This window comes from Algiphilus aromaticivorans DG1253, assembly GCF_000733765.1.
GTDB classification, from domain to species: domain Bacteria; phylum Pseudomonadota; class Gammaproteobacteria; order Nevskiales; family Nevskiaceae; genus Algiphilus; species Algiphilus aromaticivorans.
Map to the genome: position 1 here is coordinate 506,491 of NZ_JPOG01000001.1, position 14,740 is coordinate 521,230.

Below are 14,740 nucleotides of genomic sequence, written 5' to 3' on the forward strand. Positions count from 1 at the left end.
CCCAGGAACGCAGCCGCTACTGCGCCTCCAACTCCGCCAACCGACTCTTCTGCTCCGTCAGATCAGTAGCATCCAACGCCCGCTGCATCCGCTCGCGCAGCGCACCGATGTCGGCGTCCATGACCAGCCGCTTGACCTCCAGCATGCTGGAAGGATGCATCGAGAACTCGGTCAGCCCGAGGCCGAGCAGCAGGCGCGTGAAGCGGACCTCGCCGGCCATCTCGCCGCACATAGCCACCGGGATGCCGGCGGCGTCGCCGGCGGCGATGGTCTGGCGGATCAGGCTGAGTACGGCCGGGTGCAGCGGGTCGTAGAGATAGTTGACCTCGTCATCGACGCGGTCGATGGCCAGGGTGTACTGGATCAGGTCGTTGGTGCCGATGCTGAAGAAGTCGCAGGCGCGCGCCAGCCAGGGCGCCGAGATGGCGGCGGCCGGCACCTCGATCATGACGCCGATGGGGATGTCCTCGGCCACTGCCACCCCCTCGGCGAGCAACTCGGTGCGGCAGCTGGCGATGATGCGCTGCGCCTGCCGCAGCTCGATAGTGTTGGAGATCATCGGCAGCATGATCTGCATCTGGCCGTGCATGGAGGCGCGCAGTAGCGCCCGAATCTGCGTGCGGAAGAGTTCCGGTTCGCGCAGGCACAGCCGGATGGCGCGCAGGCCGAGGGCAGGGTTGTTTGGCGTCGGACCGGCGCGGGCGCCGGAGTCGACCTGCTTGTCGGCGCCGAGGTCCAGGGTGCGGATGGTAATGGGGCCGGTCACGGCCTCGACGACGCGTGAATAGGCTTCGTACTGCTCCTGCTCGGTCGGTAGCTCGCGCCGGTTCATGAAGAGGAACTCGGTGCGGTAGAGGCCGACACCGTCGGCGCCGACGCGCGCTGCCTCGGCGGCGTCCTCAGAGAGCTCGATGTTGGCAAGCATGCGGATGCGCACGCCGTCGCGCGATACCGGCGGCTCGTCCTTCAGCCGCTCCAGTCGGCGTTGGTAGCGATGGTCGCGCGCAATGCGATGGCGAAAGCGCGTCAGCGCGGCTTCGTCGGGGCTGGCGTAGAGATGCCCGGCCGCACCGTCGACGACGATCTGCTCGCCTTCGCGCAGCAGCCGGCGCGCGTTGTGCACGCCGACGATCGCGGGCAGGTGCAGGCTGCGCGCGAGAATGGCGGTGTGCGACAGCGGGCCGCCGAACTCGGTCACGAAGGCGGCGGTCTTCTGCTGGGCGAGCAGGATGATGTCGGCGGGGGTGACGTCGTCGGCGACGACGATGCGCGCTTCCTCGCCCTCGGCGCTGGCCGGCTGCTCGTGCAGCGCGCGCTCGGACTGCAGCAGATTGCGCAGCACGCGCGCGACGACGTGCTCGACGTCATTCTGGCGCGTGCGCAGATAGGGGTCGTCCATCTGCTCGAAGACCGCCATCAACGTGTCTCGCGCGCGGCGCAGCGCGCCCTCGGCATTGCACTGCTCGTCCTTGATGCGGCCGATGACCGCCTCGCTCAGCGAGCTGTCGTCGAGCATCAGAAGATGCGTGTCGATGAAGGCGGCGATGTCCTGCGGTGTGCCGGCCGGGATCTGCGCGCGCACCTCGCGCAGCTGGCCCTTGGCGCGCTCGTGGGCGGTCTGGTAGCGCGCGATCTCGGCATCGATCTCGTCGGCCTCGATGTTGTACTCGCGGATCTCCAGATCCGTGCCCGAGATCTTCGCGACACGGCCGATGGCAATGCCGCGCGCAACCCCGATGCCCTGCAGCCACAGACTCACGTCGCCTCCACGGACGCGGACGCGTGCCTGGAATGCGTTGCGATGGGCGACGGGCCTGGGCTCATGATTCCTCCCCGAAGCGATCGGCGACGAGGTCGGCCAGACAGGCCAGCGCGTGCTCGGCATCGTCGCCCTCGGCGATGAGTGTGATCTGGCTGCCCTTGGCGGCGGCCAGCATCATCACGCCCATGATCGATTTGCCGCTGACCTCGCGGCCGTCCTTGCGCACGCGGACATCGGCGCCATGCCGACTGGCTTCGGTGACCAGCTTGGCCGCAGCGCGGGCGTGCAGGCCGAGGCGATTGACGATGGTAACGGTCTGCTCAGGCACGCGAGGAATCCTCCGCACAGAAAACGATGCCGCGCCGGCCGCCCTCGACGGCTGCCTCGGCCAGCTGGTCGAGTGGCAGCTTGGGATAGTTGAAGACGCGTACCAGCATGGGCAGGTTGAGGCCGGCCAGCACGCGGGTGCGACCGGGCTCGAAGAGGTGGGCGGCGATATTGCTGGGTGTCGAGCCGAAGGCGTCGGTCACTACCAGCACGCCGCTGCCGGCATCCAGGCGCTCGATCATGCGCTGGCCGTCGCGTGTCAGCAGCTCGGTGTCCTGCACGCGGCGGACTTCCAGCACCTCCACGGGCAGGCTGAGCTCGCCCAGCATGTCGCCCAGCGTGTCCAGGAAGAAGCGACCCAACCGGCCGTGGGTGACCAGCAGCACGCCCACCGGTGCGGCTGCACTCATGCCGCCAGCTCCCGGTGGCGCAGTTGCAGCTCCGGATAGATGCGCCGCAGGCGCTCGGCCAGCACTTCGGAGATGTAGACGCTGCGGTGCTGGCCACCGGTGCAGCCGATGCCGATGCTGACGTAGGAGCGGTCCTGCCCGGAGAAGGCGGGCAGCCAGCGCTGCAGGAAGGTGTCGATGTCGTCGAGCATGGCGGTGACGTCCTCGTGTGCGCAGAGCCAGTCGATGACGGGTTGGTCGCGCCCGGTATGTGCGCGCAGGCTGGACTCCCAGTGCGGATTGGGCAGACAGCGGACGTCGAAGACGAAATCCAGCCCCTCGGGGACGCCATTCTTGTAGCCGAAGGATTCCAGCGCCACCAGCATGGGCGCCTCATTGCTGCGCGCGCTGAGCTGGATGCGCTCGCGCAGCTCGTGCAGATTCATGCGGCTGGTGTCGATGACCTCGTCGGCGTAACCGGCAATGGGTTCGAGCAGGCGGCGTTCGGCGGCGATGGCTTCGCCCAGCGGCCGGTCGGAGCCCGATAATGGGTGCTTGCGGCGTGTTTCGGCGTAGCGCCGCAGCAGGATGTCGTTGTCGGCGGTCAGGAAGAGCACGCGCGCGTCCAGTCCGCGCTTGCGCAGGCGTTCCATGTAGTCGGGCAGGCCGCGGATGGCTTCATCGCTTTCGCGCGCGTCGATGCCCAACGCGATGCGCGAGAAGCGGCCCTCGGCGATGCGCCAGGCACGCTTGGCGAGCGGACCGAGCAGCTCCAGCGGCATGTTGTCGATGCAGTAGAAACCGAGGTCCTCAAGCTGGCGCAGCGCTACCGATTTCCCGGCGCCGGAGAGCCCGCTGACGATGATCAGTTCCATGCCCGCTCCCTTAGTCCTGCTGGCCCGGCTGTGCGTCGATGGCGCGCTGCTGGCGTTCCGCGAAGGCGTCGTCGGCGCGGTAGCCCTGCAGGCGCAACCACTGGTCGCGACAGGCAGCCTCGACCAATGTCGCCAGATTATGCCCGACCCGGATGGGTAGGCAGATGGTGGGCAGCGCCAGATCCAGAATCGTCTCCTCACCGCGCAGACCGGCGAGGCGCGCGCGGTAGTCGGTGGGGGCGTCTCGCACGGGCAGCAACTCCATCATGAAGTCGACGCGGCGGCGTGGTACCAGTGCCTCCTGGCCGAACATGCGGGCCACATCGAGTACGCCCAGGCCGCGGACTTCCAGGAAGTCCTGCAGCAGCGAAGGGGCGTTGCCGACGAGCAGGTCGCCGGGCAGGCGGTGCACCTCCACGACGTCGTCGGCGACCAGATGATGGCCGCGCGCCAGTAGTTCCAGCGCCAGCTCGCTCTTGCCGACACCGGCTGGTCCGACGATCAGCACGCCCAGCTCGAAAACTTCCGCGAGCACGGCGTAGACGGTCTGTACGGGTGCCTGCAGCGAGCTCAGCGCCTCGCGCAACGCGAAGACCGCTCCGGCCGGTTCGGCGTCGATGATACCCAGCGCGATGGGCAGCTCGCCGAGGCGCGCATCGATCTCGGGGGCATCTTCGGGGCCGGCGAGCAGGGTGTGGAGGCCGCCTGCCTTCGCCGTGGCCAGCGCGTTATCGGGCGCCTGGCGAAGCCACGCGCTTGCCGCGCTGCCAGCCACGGCCAGATCGGGAGGATGCTCGGGCTGCAGCCAGCCGGCGCGGGCCACAGTGGAGCTGCCCGGCGCGCGCAGCCATCGCGGTTGCAGGTCCGCGGCCGCGCACAGCGCGTCGACCGCGGGCGTGTCCGCCGCGGCCCCGCGGTCGATGATGTAACTGGCTTCGGCCGGCGTCTGCGCCGACACGGGTCAGGCGGTGAGCAGCTCGACGGCGGCTTCCGGGGATTCCGCCGCGCGCAGCTGCTTGCAGAAGTCCTCCTCGGAGAACTTCTCGGCCACTGCGGCGAGCAGCTTGAGGTGGTCTTCGGTGGCGCTCTGCGGAACGATGAGACCGAAGACGAGATCGACGGCTTGGCCATCGTGGGCGTCGTAGTCGACGCCGTGGGTGAGGCGGATGAGCGCTGCCGTGGTGCTGCGCGTTTCGCTCATGCGGCCGTGCGGGATGGCCACGCCGTGGCCCAGTCCCGTGGAGCCGAGCTTCTCGCGCGCCATGAGCGCATTGAAGATGTCTGCCTCGGCCAGGCCGTCGCGTCCGGAGAGGAGCTTGCTGATCTCCTCCAGCGCACGCTTCTTGCTGGATAGCGACTGGTCGATGCTGACGCGGCTGGCGTCGAGTACCTCGGCGAGCTTCATGAAAAGTCTTCCTCCCTGTGATGAGGACGAGGAGCCGGCTAGCGCCGGCCCCTCGTCGGAGCTACTTGTCGAGCGCGGCGGCGAGATCCGCTTTCTGGGCCTCGCGCGCATGGTGATTGCGAATCTGTTCCTTGTGTTTCTTGGTCTGCCGGTCGAGACGGTCGGCGAGCTGGTCGATGGCCGCGTACATGTCCTCGTGTACGGCCGAGGCGTGCAGCTCGGCGCCGCTGGCGCGAAGCACTGCTTCGGCTTTCTTTTCGAGCTTCTCCACCGTCAGGATGACATGGGCGTCGATGAGGTGATCGAAATGGCGTTCCACGCGCTGGAGCTTCTCGGTGACATAATCGCGCAGGGCGTCGGTGAGGTCGATGTGATGACCGGTGATATCAAGATTCATGCGGTACTCCCGAACAGATGCGGTAACGATCTCAGGCCGAGCGGCGGCGCTCATGTGCAGCCGGAATACCCATACCCTCGCGGTACTTCGCAACGGTGCGGCGGGCCACTTCCATGCCTTCGTCGTGCAGCAGCGCAGCGAGTCGGGCGTCGGAAAGCGGCTTGCCGGCGGGCTCCGCCTGGATGAGGCGCTTGAGCTTGGCCTGGATGGCGGTAGCGGACGCGGAGCCTCCTTTGGTGGTTCGGATGGAACTGGAAAAGAAATACTTCAACTCGAAGACGCCCAGTGGCGTCAGCATGTACTTGTTGGCCGTGGCGCGCGACACCGTCGACTCGTGGATGCCCAGCTTGTCGGCGATTTCCCGGAGGACCAGCGGTTGCATGTACTCCACGCCATGTTCCATGAAAGCGGTCTGCTGTTCAACGATGGCGTGCGCGACCCGCAACAGCGTGTCGTGGCGGGCGCGCAGTGCCGACACGAGCTGCTTGGCTTCCTGCAGATGCCGCCGTAGCGTCTGCTGCTCGTCGCTGCGCTCGGCGCGTCGGACCAGGGAGGCATACTGGCGGTTGATGCGCACGCGCGGTACGGCTTCCGGGTTCAGGTGCACCTGCCAGATGCCGTTGCGCTTGGCGACGAGTACGTCGGGCACGACGTAGTCCGGCGCGCCCTCCGAATAGGCGCGGCCGGGGTGGGGCGACAGGCTGCGAATGCAGGCAATGGCCGCGGCGATCGTTTCCTCGTCACTACCCAGCAGCTTGGCGATGCGCGCGTGTTCATGACGCGCGAGCAGGTCCAGATGCTCGCTGACGATGCTGCGGGCGCTGGCCAGCACCGCGTCTTCCGCCGCGTTGTCGGCGCTGCGCAGCTGCAGCAGCAGGCATTCGGCGACATCGCGCGCGCCGACGCCGGCGGGGTCCAGGCTCTGCAGCGTGGTGAGCGCACGCTCCAGCGCATCGCCGCTGGCGCGCAGTCGGTCGGAAATGCCCTCCCAGTCCTCCAGATAGCCGTCGTCGTTGACGGCGTCGACGAGATGGGCGAGGCATTCGCGCGCCGGCTCGTCCAGCGCGCAGAGATTGGCCTGCCAGGCGAGGTGCTCGTGCAGGTCGCCTGCCTCGTGCAGATTGGCCTGCTGGTACTCGTAGCGCTCGGTGTCGCCGCTGCTGTCGCGCCAGCCGCTGTCCTCCACGTTCCAGTCGTCGGCCGTGCTGACCGGTGCGTCCAGCTCGGGGGCCTCGGCGCTGGCGGGCTGCTCGGCGTCGGGGCCTCGCTCGGCGGGGGTGAGCAGCACTTCGCTGTCGCTGCCAGCGCGATCCTCCTCGGTCTCGCTCGTCTCCAGCATGAAGTTCTGGTCGAGCATCTCGCTGAGCTCGGTCTGCAACTCAAGGCTGGACAGCTGCAGCAGACGGATCGCCTGCTGCAGGGCCGGAGTCATGGCCAGGCTTTGGCCGAGTCGGAGCGAGAGCGACTGCTTCATCGCAAGGGCTTGCACGAAACTTGCATGCCCTGATTGTAGCGCTCGACAGTCGCAGATGTTTCGCAGCGTGGCTACGCTGCGCGGGCGGCGGCCGCCGTGCGTCGGCGCGCGGGCGAAGCTTCAGTCGGCGTAGCCGGGGTTCTCGCGATCCAGCCGCCGCAGCAGGCCGGGCCAGACCAGCGCCGCACCTTGCGAATGGGTGACTTGCTGCTGCATGCGCTGAGCGCCGGCCAGGATTTCCTGCGGGATGTGGATCGTCTCGCCGCCACCGGAAAGGGCGCGGATCTGCACCGTGCAGGCTGCCTCGAAGAGATACATCGCCAGGAAGGCGTCGGCCACTGTCGGGCCGATTGTGAGCAGGCCGTGGTTGCGTAGCATGAAGAAGTTGGCATCACCTACGTCGGCGATCAGGCGCGCGCGCTCGCCTTCCTCCAGCGCCACGCCCTCGTAGTCGTGATAGGCGAGGCTGGACAGCACGAAGAGCGACTGCTGCGACAGCGGCAGCAGCCCCTGCTTCTGCGCCGAGACGGCGACGCCGTTGAGCGAATGCGTGTGCATGACGCAGCCGGCGTCTTCCCGCGCGCCATGAATCGTGCTGTGGATAAGGAAACCCGCCGGGTTCACCGGCCAGGGGCTGTCTTCGACCTTGTTGCCTTCGGCGTCGATCTTGACCAGCGAAGAGGCCGTGATCTCCTCGAAGGTCATGCCGTAAGGATTGATCAGGAAGTGATGCTCCGGCCCCGGAACCTTGGCCGTCAGATGCGTGAAGACCAGATCATCCCAGCCGAAAAGGGCGACCAGACGATAGGCCGCGGCCAGATCATGGCGAATGGCGGCCTCGTCGAGAGCGGGGCTGTCGGTTTGGGCGTCGTCGGCCATGCATCTGTCTCCCGGTTGTTGTGCGCCCAAGCTACGCCGGCGCTGCGCTTTGAGCAAGCAGCGCGTATGGCTTCTTGAGGATGCCTGGGGCTGCGGCAATGGTCTCGGCAGGGCATCACGATCCCGGGCTGATTCGCCAGGCGCCGGGACGGCCGTGGTCACGCTTCTGCCACGCAGCCGCAACGGCGTTGTCACGCTGACACCCTAGCGTAGCCGGCTGATTTCATTGAGCCCTGAGCCGCCATGCGCACCCGTCATCGCTTCGCCCTGCTGATGCCCGTGATCGGGCTCGGCCTTCTCTCCTCCGCTTGCGACGGCACGACCTCGCGCGTCGATCCCGATCCGCAGACTCCGCAGAACCCGGGCGGCGACGAGATCGCCTTTGAACTGCAGCTGTTGCATTTCGCGGATGTCGACGGCGGCGGTACGGCGGCCCTGAGCAACGTCGACGCCTTCTCGGCGCTGGTCGACGCTTTCCGCGCGCAGCGTCCGGCGACGACCCTGCTGCTGTCTTCGGGTGACAACTACATCCCCGGGCCGATTTACCAGGCCAGTGCCGAGGATGCCCTGGCCGACGCTGTCGGCGTGCCGGATGTCGGCCGCGGTGAGATTGCCATCCTGAACGCGCTCGGCGTTCAGGCGTCGGCGGTGGGCAACCACGATCTCGACGGTGGCCCCGGCGAGTTCGCCGGCATCATCAGCGCCGAGGACAGCTGGCCCGGCGCGGCCTTCCCCTATCTGTCGACCAATCTGGACTTCGGCGCCGATGACGCCACGGCGCCGCTGGCCGAATCGGGTGGCCAGGATGTTGGTGACCTGTCCGGCCGGCTGGCGCCCAGTGCCGTGGTCGACGTCGACGGCGAGCGCGTCGGAGTCGTTGCGGCCGTGACGCCGACACTTTCCTCAATCACGAGCACCGGAAACATTGCTGTGCTGCCGGTCGGCGTCAATGAAGCGCTGGCCGAGATCGATGCCCTGGCGGCGGCGATTCAGCCCAGTGTTGACGCCCTGGTCGCTGATGGCATCGACAAGATCATCCTGCTCGCGCACATGCAGCAGATCGCCATCGAGCAGGCGCTGGCCACTCGCCTGGCGGGTGTCGACATCATCGTGGCGGGCGGTTCCAATACGCTGCTCGCCGACAGCAATGACATGCTGCGCCCCGGTGACACCGCGGCGGATGATTATCCGCTGAGCTATCAATCCTCGGACGGCGAACCCGTGCTGCTGGTGAATGTCGACGGCGACTTCAAGTATCTCGGCCGACTCATCGTTGGCTTCGACGAAGATGGCGTTGTCGTCCCCGACAGTCTCGACACGGGTGACAATGGTGCCTGGGCCGCCACTGATAGCCTCGTTGCCAGTGTGCAGGGCACTCCTATTGCCGACGTGGTCACGGTGGCCGAAGTCCTGCGCGGCGTGCTTGGTGACAAGGACGGCGCCGCCGCGGGCATCAGCGAGGTCTTCCTGGAAGGCCGCCGCGGCGGCGTGCGCACCGAGGAGACCAATCTCGGCAATCTGACCGCCGACGCCAACCTCTGGTACGCCCGCCGTGCCGACGAGGCCGTCGTGATCTCGCTGAAGAATGGTGGGGGCATCCGCGCAGCCATAGGCACCATCGAGCAGCCCGCGGGCAGCAACGACCCCGCCGATGTCGTGCTGGGGCCACCGGCGGCCAACGATTTCGGCAAACCCGAGGGCGGTGTGTCGCAGCTCGACATCGAGACCGCGCTGGCCTTCAACAATGGCGTGGCGATGGTGACGCTGACCGCAGCTGAGCTGTGGGACGTCATGGAGCACGCTGTGGCGGCTTTCGCACCTGGCGCCACCGCCGGCCAGTTTCCGCAGATCGGCGGCATGGCCTTCGCCTTCGACCCGGACGCCACTGCGCGTAGCGGCGGTGACGACAACCAGGGCGCGGCCACCACCGGTGAGCGCATCCGCACCCTGGTCGTGGAGCTTCCTGATGGCAGCACCGATATTGTGGTCGCTGACGGTCAACTGCAGGGGGATGCCACGCGCGGTTTCCGCATGGCGGTGCTGAACTTCCTGGTCGGCTGCGTGCCGGACAGCGGCGGCGCGGTCAGCGACAGCTGCGGCGACGGCTATCCCTTCAAGGGGCTGAGCAATCCGCAGCGCGCCGATCTGGCCACCGACTTCGACGCCGGCGACTACGACCTCGGTGCCTTCGATTTCTCGCCCTCTGGCGGCGAGCAGGACGCGCTGGCCGAGTATCTGGCCAACTTCCACGGCGATGCGGCCAGCGCCTTCGACGCGGCCGAGCAGCCGCCGGCCCAGGACGAGCGCATCCAGAACCTGAGCGCGCGCGACAACGGCCTGGCCGGCAACTGAAGCCGGTGGTGCCCCGGCGCTATGCCGGGGCACCGTGGTTTTCACTGCGCCCAGAAGTGCTGCGCTAGCCCGCGGCGCTGCCGCCAGAGCGCACTCTTGGCGACGAAGCCGGCCACACCGGCACCCTGGTCGGCGTCGGCCACCTGCCACCAGCCGTTGACGGCAGCGGTCAGCGCGCCGGACAGGGCCTCGAAGCCCTGGGCGGTCTCAAGATCGCATTCGACGCCGCGGTCGATGATGTACTTCAGCTGGCGGACGGCCTGGTGATTCTTGGCGCGCATAACCTCCAGCAGGGCGTTGACGGAATCGTCCAGCTCGCCGGTCGGCACAGTGCGGTTCCATAGGCCGGCCTCGACAGCGCGGCGGGCGCCGTGCAGCGCACCGATCAGGTTGACCTCCTTGGTCAGACGACGGCCGATGAGCCGCGCCATGCGGGTGGTGCCGCCCCAGCCCGGCGTGATACCCACGTCCACTTCCGGCATGCCCCAGCGCGCCCGCTCGGTGGCGATGACGAAGTCGCTGGCCATGGTCAGCTCCAGCCCGCCGCCGACGGCCATGCCGTCGACCGCGGCGATGGTGATCTTGTCCAGTTCCTGCAGCACATTGGTCATGTGCTGATAGCGCCGCACGCGCCGCATGACCTGGTTGGCGTTGCCCCACTGCGGCATTTCGCTGATGTCGTCGCCGGCGCAGAAATGCTCGCCGGCGCCGCGCAGCACCACGTAATGCAGATCCTCGCGGTCGCGGGCATCTTCCAGCGCGGCGATCAGCGCCTCGGACAACGCCATCGACAGGGCGTTGCGTTTATGCGGACGGTTCAGCGTCAGCCAAAGCGCGTCGCCGTGTTGCTCGGTGATGAGTTCGCTCATGGTCATTCCTCCATTAATGACTTGCGAAATGCAAGTGAAATAAGCCTGCCTGTATCGCTTGTTAAATGCAAGTTAAATGGGCATGCTGGGCTCATGGCCACCAAGCAACCTTCCGTCGCCGAGGATTCGGTGGCGCGCACCCTCGACATCGTCGGCGACCGCTGGAGTTTCCTGATCCTGCGCGAAGCCTTCTTCGGCGTGAAGCGCTTCGAGGCGCTGCAGGCGAATCTCGGCATCGCCACCAACGTACTGTCGCAGCGTTTGCGCAAGCTGACCGCGGCCGGGGTCTTCCATCGTGCCCCGGACCCCGAGGACGGTCGTAAACGGATCTATCGCCTTACCGAACAGGGCCGCGATCTCTACGGCGTATGCCTCAGCCTGATGGCCTGGGGCGATCGCTGGCTGGCTGATGCGGAAGGGCCACCGTTGGTGTTGACCCACCGCAACTGCGGGGCGCCAATGCAGCCGGTAGTGGTCTGCAGCGAATGCGGCGAGCCGCTGCAAGCCCGCGAGGTGCGCTACCGGCTTCGGGACGCCAAAGCGCGTTGACGGGGGAGCGCGCGCTGTCAGCGCCGGAAGTCGTGACCCAGGTAGACCTCGCGCACCTGCTGGTTCTGTTCGATGGCCTCGGGTGTGCCCTCGGCGATGACGCGGCCCTCGGCGAGGATATAGGCGCGCGAGCAGATGCCGAGCATCTCGCGCACGTTGTGATCGGTGACCAGAACGCCGATGTCGCGCGCGCGCAGGTGCTGGACGATGGCCTGGATGTCCTTGACCGCGATGGGGTCGACGCCGGCGAAGGGCTCGTCGAGCAGCACGAAGCGCGGGTTGGCGGCCAGTGCGCGCGCGATCTCGACGCGGCGCCGTTCGCCGCCGGACAGTGCCATGCCGAGGTTGTCGCGCACGCGCGTGATGTGGAACTCCTCGAGCAGGCGCTCCATCTCCTCGCGGCGCTGGGCGCGGGAAAGATCGCTGCGTGTCTCCAGGATGGCGAGCAGGTTCTCGGCGGTCGTCAGCTTGCGGAAGACGCTGGCCTCCTGCGGCAGATAGCCGACGCCGCGGCGGGCGCGCACGTGCATCGGTACCTTGGTGACGTCGTGCCCGTCGAGGGTGATCGTGCCGCCGTCGGCCGCGATGAGGCCGACCATCATGTAGAAGGATGTGGTCTTGCCGGCGCCGTTGGGGCCGAGCAAGCCGACGACCTCGCCCGCACGCACGGCCATGGAGACATCGTGCACGACGGTGGTCTTCTTGAAGCGCTTGTGCAGCCCGTTGGCGGCGAATACGCCGGGGCCGCTGGCCGGGGCGCTTGCAGGGGATTCGGTCACTGCTCGAACCCCTCCAGGGTCTCCGGGTCGATGGTGATGCGCACGCGGCCGCCGCTATCGCCGCCGCTGGCGGTGATGCGCTGCTCGACGATCTCGTAGCGCAGCTCCTCGCCACTGATCCGGTCCCCTGCGCGCTGGACGGCGACCGCCCCGCGCAGCTGCACCACGCCGGTGGCGCGATCGAAATCGATGCTTTGCGCGCTCGCATCCACCGGCTGCATGTCCTTGCCCTCCGGGCGGTGCTCGAGTTCGGCTGGGTCGCCGCTGATGCGTACGCGGACCTGGCCTTCGCCGTCGCGCGACAGCTGCAGCGTGTCGCCGCGTGCTTCCAGCGTGGCGCTGGTGAAGACGACGTTGCCGGAGTAGCGCATGTCGCCGTTGCGCGTGATCTCGGCTTCGTCCGCCGAAATTTCCAGCGGTGCGCTGCGCAGCGCTTCCAGGCTCTGCGCGGCGATGGGCGGCGCCGGCAGTGTCAGCGCCAGCAGCAGCATCAGGCGCCTAGCGCGGATCATCGTATTGCACTCTTACCCTGTCGAGCAGCCGCAGGCGTTCGCCGTCGATGTCGGCCAGCATGCCGATGCCCTGCATGCGCCGACCGTCGCCGCGCAGGGTCACGGCCTCCTCGCTGCGCAGCTCGCGCTCCTTCAGCGCCACGATGAGTTCCCGGGTCTCGCCTTCGAGTGCGGCCCCGTCGGGCCAGCTGCCCTCGATGCGGACGCCGTCGCTCAGCCGCAAGGTGCGGCTATCCGCGGGGACCTCGCCGATGGGGGCGGACAGCGACCAGCTGTCGTTCTCGCCCAGGCCGCGCACGCGCGGCGCCTCGATGGCGACGCGCTCGCTGGCGTGCATGGTCAGGCGTTCGGCGCGTACGCGGAAGCTTGGTGCGCCCTCGGCATCCGTGCGCGTCCAGTCGGCGCCCAGAACCTCGTAGCGCGCCGGATCGGCCGTGGTGATGGTCTCGCTGCGTTGCTGCTCGCCCTGGCCGATGAGGCTGCCGAGCCATACGACGACCGCGCCGCCCAGCAGCAGGGCCAGCAGCCATTCGCGGCGTCCGCGCTTCACTTGGCCAGCCCCTGCGCGCCCAGGAGGAGGTCGGCGGCCTCGCGGACGGCGCCGAAGCCGCCGGCGTGCTGGCTGGCCCAGTGCGCGGCGGCGCGGGCGCGCGGATGCGCGTCGGCCACGGTCAGCGCCAGGCCGGTGCGCTGCATCAGCGGCAGGTCGGGGGTGTCGTCGCCCATGGCCGCGCAGGCCGTGTCGTCGAGACCCAGCGCGTCGCGGATGCGCTCGTAGGCGGGCAGCTTGTCGGGGGTGTCGAGCACGATATGTCGCACGCCGAGCTTGCTGAAGCGATGGTGCATGGCGTCGGACGGGCGGCCCGAGATGATCGCTACCTCGATGCCGGCCTCGAGCAGCAACTTGATGCCGAGGCCGTCGCGCACGTGCACGGTCTTCAGCTCGGTGCCGTCCGGCGCCAGCCACAGCCGGCAGTCGGTGAGTACACCGTCGATGTCCAGGAACAGGCAGCGCACGCGTGCGGCGCGCTCGGCGATGGTGGGCACGGTCGCGCTCATGCCGCGCCCGCGCGCAGCAGGTCGTGCAGATGCACGACGCCGATGACCCGCTCGGCTTCGTCGGTGACGAGCAGGCTGGTGATGGCGTGTTCTTCCATGCGATGCACGGCTTCGGCCGCCAGCGCGTCGCTGCCGATGCGACGACCGCCGCCGGTCATGACCTCGCCGATCGGTACGCGATGGATATCGGCGTCGCTTTCGAGCACGCGGCGCAGGTCGCCGTCGGTGAATATGCCGAGGGTCGCGCCGGATTCGTCGGTGACGATGGTCATGCCCATGCGCTTGCGCGTGATTTCCAGCAGAGCATCGGCCAGCGGCGTGCTGCTGGCCACGCGTGGCACTTCCTCGCCGGTATGCATCAGATCCGAGACCTTGAGCAACAGCCGGCGCCCGAGCGCGCCGCCGGGGTGGCTGCGCGCAAAATCCTCCTGCGAGAAGCCGCGCGCCTCCAGCAGCGCCACGGCCAGCGCGTCACCCAGCACCAATGTCACGGTGGTGCTGGCCGTGGGCGCCAGGTTCAGCGGGCAGGCCTCCTGCGCCACCGAGATATCGAGATGCACGTCGGCCATCTTCGCCATGGTCGATTCAGCCTTGCCGGTCATGCTGATCAGCGGCACGCCCTGGCGCTTGATCAGCGGCAGGATGGTGACGACCTCGCTGGTCTCGCCGGAACTTGAGATGGCCAGCACGACGTCGTCGCGGGTAATCATGCCGAGGTCGCCGTGGCTTGCTTCGCCGGGATGCACGAAGAAGGCGGGCGTGCCGGTGGAGGCCAGCGTCGCCGCGATCTTGCTGCCGATATGTCCGGATTTGCCCATGCCGGTGACTACAACGCGACCGCGACAGCCGAGCAGGATCTCGCAAGCGCGGGAGAAACTGTCATCGATGCGCGCGCGCAACGCGTCCAGCGCGTCGCGCTCGATCTCGATGACCCGGCTTCCGAGCGATTTGAGGGCGTCTTTATCCATTGAAAGGCGTTCAAGCGGTGGTGGACCGCAGCGCGCAGTGTAACCGTAGGTGCCGGGCCGCTTCGCTTGAGAGGGCTGTAGGGGAGCCTCAGCCTTTACAGGTGGGCGCTGCTTCTTTCCTGGCTCGGTGAACCAGATGTCGAT

Annotated in this window: 17 protein-coding genes; 2 read left to right on the plus strand and 15 right to left on the minus strand. The window is 67.9% G+C overall.

The features are described 5' to 3' along the window. Positions 1-16: 16 nt before the first annotated feature. The 9 genes from ptsP to U743_RS02445 all read right to left on the minus strand — a co-directional run bounded on the left by ptsP (position 17) and on the right by U743_RS02445 (position 7,508). A complete protein-coding gene (ptsP, locus tag U743_RS02405) occupies positions 17-1,759 on the minus strand; it encodes a phosphoenolpyruvate--protein phosphotransferase (RefSeq protein WP_043765240.1) in 1,743 nt (580 codons plus the stop codon). A gap of 61 nt (positions 1,760-1,820) precedes the next feature. Next, entirely contained in the window at positions 1,821-2,090 is a 270-nt protein-coding gene (locus U743_RS02410; RefSeq protein ID WP_043765242.1) for an HPr family phosphocarrier protein, read from the minus strand. Next, positions 2,083-2,499: a PTS sugar transporter subunit IIA gene (locus U743_RS02415; RefSeq protein WP_043765244.1), complete on the minus strand. Its 417-nt coding sequence runs from the start codon at positions 2,497-2,499 to the stop codon at positions 2,083-2,085. Before U743_RS02415 ends, U743_RS02410 begins: the two co-directional genes overlap by 8 nt. Continuing rightward, positions 2,496-3,353: an RNase adapter RapZ gene (rapZ, locus tag U743_RS02420; protein ID WP_043765245.1), complete on the minus strand. Its 858-nt coding sequence runs from the start codon at positions 3,351-3,353 to the stop codon at positions 2,496-2,498. Before rapZ ends, U743_RS02415 begins: the two co-directional genes overlap by 4 nt. 10 nt (positions 3,354-3,363) lie before the next feature. Beyond that, positions 3,364-4,311: a hypothetical protein gene (locus U743_RS19420; RefSeq protein WP_232226699.1), complete on the minus strand. Its 948-nt coding sequence runs from the start codon at positions 4,309-4,311 to the stop codon at positions 3,364-3,366. A gap of 3 nt (positions 4,312-4,314) precedes the next feature. Next, entirely contained in the window at positions 4,315-4,758 is a 444-nt protein-coding gene (ptsN, locus tag U743_RS02430; RefSeq protein ID WP_043765247.1) for a PTS IIA-like nitrogen regulatory protein PtsN, read from the minus strand. Positions 4,759-4,819: 61 nt separating this feature from the next. After that, positions 4,820-5,155 (minus strand): ribosome hibernation-promoting factor, HPF/YfiA family, encoded by a 336-nt coding sequence (hpf, locus tag U743_RS02435; protein WP_043765249.1) that lies wholly within the window; start codon positions 5,153-5,155, stop codon positions 4,820-4,822. Between the two features lie 31 nt (positions 5,156-5,186). Beyond that, positions 5,187-6,629 carry an RNA polymerase factor sigma-54 gene (locus U743_RS02440; RefSeq protein ID WP_043765251.1) on the minus strand — a complete coding sequence of 481 codons (1,443 nt, stop codon included), beginning with the start codon at positions 6,627-6,629 and terminating at the stop codon, positions 5,187-5,189. Between the two features lie 120 nt (positions 6,630-6,749). Continuing rightward, entirely contained in the window at positions 6,750-7,508 is a 759-nt protein-coding gene (locus tag U743_RS02445) for a class II aldolase/adducin family protein (protein ID WP_043765253.1), read from the minus strand. Positions 7,509-7,751: 243 nt separating this feature from the next. On the opposite strand from U743_RS02445, the gene U743_RS02450 reads away from it, so the two are divergent. Continuing rightward, the gene (locus U743_RS02450) at positions 7,752-9,860 is read left to right on the plus strand and encodes a bifunctional metallophosphatase/5'-nucleotidase (protein ID WP_043765255.1); all 2,109 of its coding nucleotides are present in this window, start codon (positions 7,752-7,754) and stop codon (positions 9,858-9,860) included. Positions 9,861-9,901: 41 nt separating this feature from the next. Here the strand turns inward: U743_RS02450 and U743_RS02455 are convergent, their stop codons facing one another. Beyond that, complete coding sequence (locus U743_RS02455) at positions 9,902-10,729, minus strand: enoyl-CoA hydratase/isomerase family protein (protein ID WP_052367445.1); 828 nt, start codon at positions 10,727-10,729, stop codon at positions 9,902-9,904. A 93-nt stretch (positions 10,730-10,822) separates the two neighbouring features. Here U743_RS02455 and U743_RS02460 point away from each other — a divergent pair, with 93 nt between their 5' ends. Next, a complete protein-coding gene (locus tag U743_RS02460; protein WP_043765257.1) occupies positions 10,823-11,278 on the plus strand; it encodes a winged helix-turn-helix transcriptional regulator in 456 nt (151 codons plus the stop codon). 17 nt (positions 11,279-11,295) lie between these two features. Here U743_RS02460 and lptB read toward each other — a convergent pair whose 3' ends face one another. The 5 genes from lptB to U743_RS02485 are packed head-to-tail and all read right to left on the minus strand — an operon-like array spanning position 11,296 to position 14,596. Continuing rightward, positions 11,296-12,057 carry an LPS export ABC transporter ATP-binding protein gene (gene lptB / locus U743_RS02465; protein ID WP_052367446.1) on the minus strand — a complete coding sequence of 254 codons (762 nt, stop codon included), beginning with the start codon at positions 12,055-12,057 and terminating at the stop codon, positions 11,296-11,298. Further along, on the minus strand, positions 12,054-12,569 hold the full coding sequence (gene lptA / locus U743_RS02470; RefSeq protein WP_084191300.1) for a lipopolysaccharide transport periplasmic protein LptA: 516 nt from the start codon (positions 12,567-12,569) through the stop codon (positions 12,054-12,056). Before lptA ends, lptB begins: the two co-directional genes overlap by 4 nt. Continuing rightward, positions 12,556-13,119, minus strand: coding sequence for an LPS export ABC transporter periplasmic protein LptC (lptC, locus tag U743_RS02475; protein WP_043765262.1), 564 nt, complete (start codon positions 13,117-13,119; stop codon positions 12,556-12,558). Before lptC ends, lptA begins: the two co-directional genes overlap by 14 nt. Continuing rightward, positions 13,116-13,628 (minus strand): KdsC family phosphatase, encoded by a 513-nt coding sequence (locus U743_RS02480; protein ID WP_043765264.1) that lies wholly within the window; start codon positions 13,626-13,628, stop codon positions 13,116-13,118. Before U743_RS02480 ends, lptC begins: the two co-directional genes overlap by 4 nt. Then, positions 13,625-14,596, minus strand: a complete 972-nt coding sequence (locus U743_RS02485) for a KpsF/GutQ family sugar-phosphate isomerase (RefSeq protein WP_043765265.1) — start codon at positions 14,594-14,596, stop codon at positions 13,625-13,627. The genes U743_RS02480 and U743_RS02485 overlap by 4 nt, the downstream gene beginning before the upstream one ends. Positions 14,597-14,740: the final 144 nt, after the last annotated feature.

Bases quoted from the DNA above. Each gene is read 5' to 3' on its own strand.
- ptsN (WP_043765247.1), bottom strand. From the start codon at position 4,758: ATGAAGCTCGCCGAGGTACTCGACGCCAGCCGCGTCAGCATCGACCAG.
- rapZ (WP_043765245.1), bottom strand. From the start codon at position 3,353: ATGGAACTGATCATCGTCAGCGGGCTCTCCGGCGCCGGGAAATCGGTA.
- U743_RS02415 (WP_043765244.1), bottom strand. From the start codon at position 2,499: ATGAGTGCAGCCGCACCGGTGGGCGTGCTGCTGGTCACCCACGGCCGG.
- U743_RS02445 (WP_043765253.1), bottom strand. From the start codon at position 7,508: ATGGCCGACGACGCCCAAACCGACAGCCCCGCTCTCGACGAGGCCGCC.
- U743_RS02485 (WP_043765265.1), bottom strand. From the start codon at position 14,596: ATGGATAAAGACGCCCTCAAATCGCTCGGAAGCCGGGTCATCGAGATC.
- U743_RS02455 (WP_052367445.1), bottom strand. From the start codon at position 10,729: ATGAGCGAACTCATCACCGAGCAACACGGCGACGCGCTTTGGCTGACG.
- lptA (WP_084191300.1), bottom strand. From the start codon at position 12,569: ATGATCCGCGCTAGGCGCCTGATGCTGCTGCTGGCGCTGACACTGCCG.
- U743_RS02460 (WP_043765257.1), top strand. From the start codon at position 10,823: ATGGCCACCAAGCAACCTTCCGTCGCCGAGGATTCGGTGGCGCGCACC.
- U743_RS02450 (WP_043765255.1), top strand. From the start codon at position 7,752: ATGCGCACCCGTCATCGCTTCGCCCTGCTGATGCCCGTGATCGGGCTC.
- hpf (WP_043765249.1), bottom strand. From the start codon at position 5,155: ATGAATCTTGATATCACCGGTCATCACATCGACCTCACCGACGCCCTG.
- U743_RS02440 (WP_043765251.1), bottom strand. From the start codon at position 6,629: ATGAAGCAGTCGCTCTCGCTCCGACTCGGCCAAAGCCTGGCCATGACT.
- U743_RS02480 (WP_043765264.1), bottom strand. From the start codon at position 13,628: ATGAGCGCGACCGTGCCCACCATCGCCGAGCGCGCCGCACGCGTGCGC.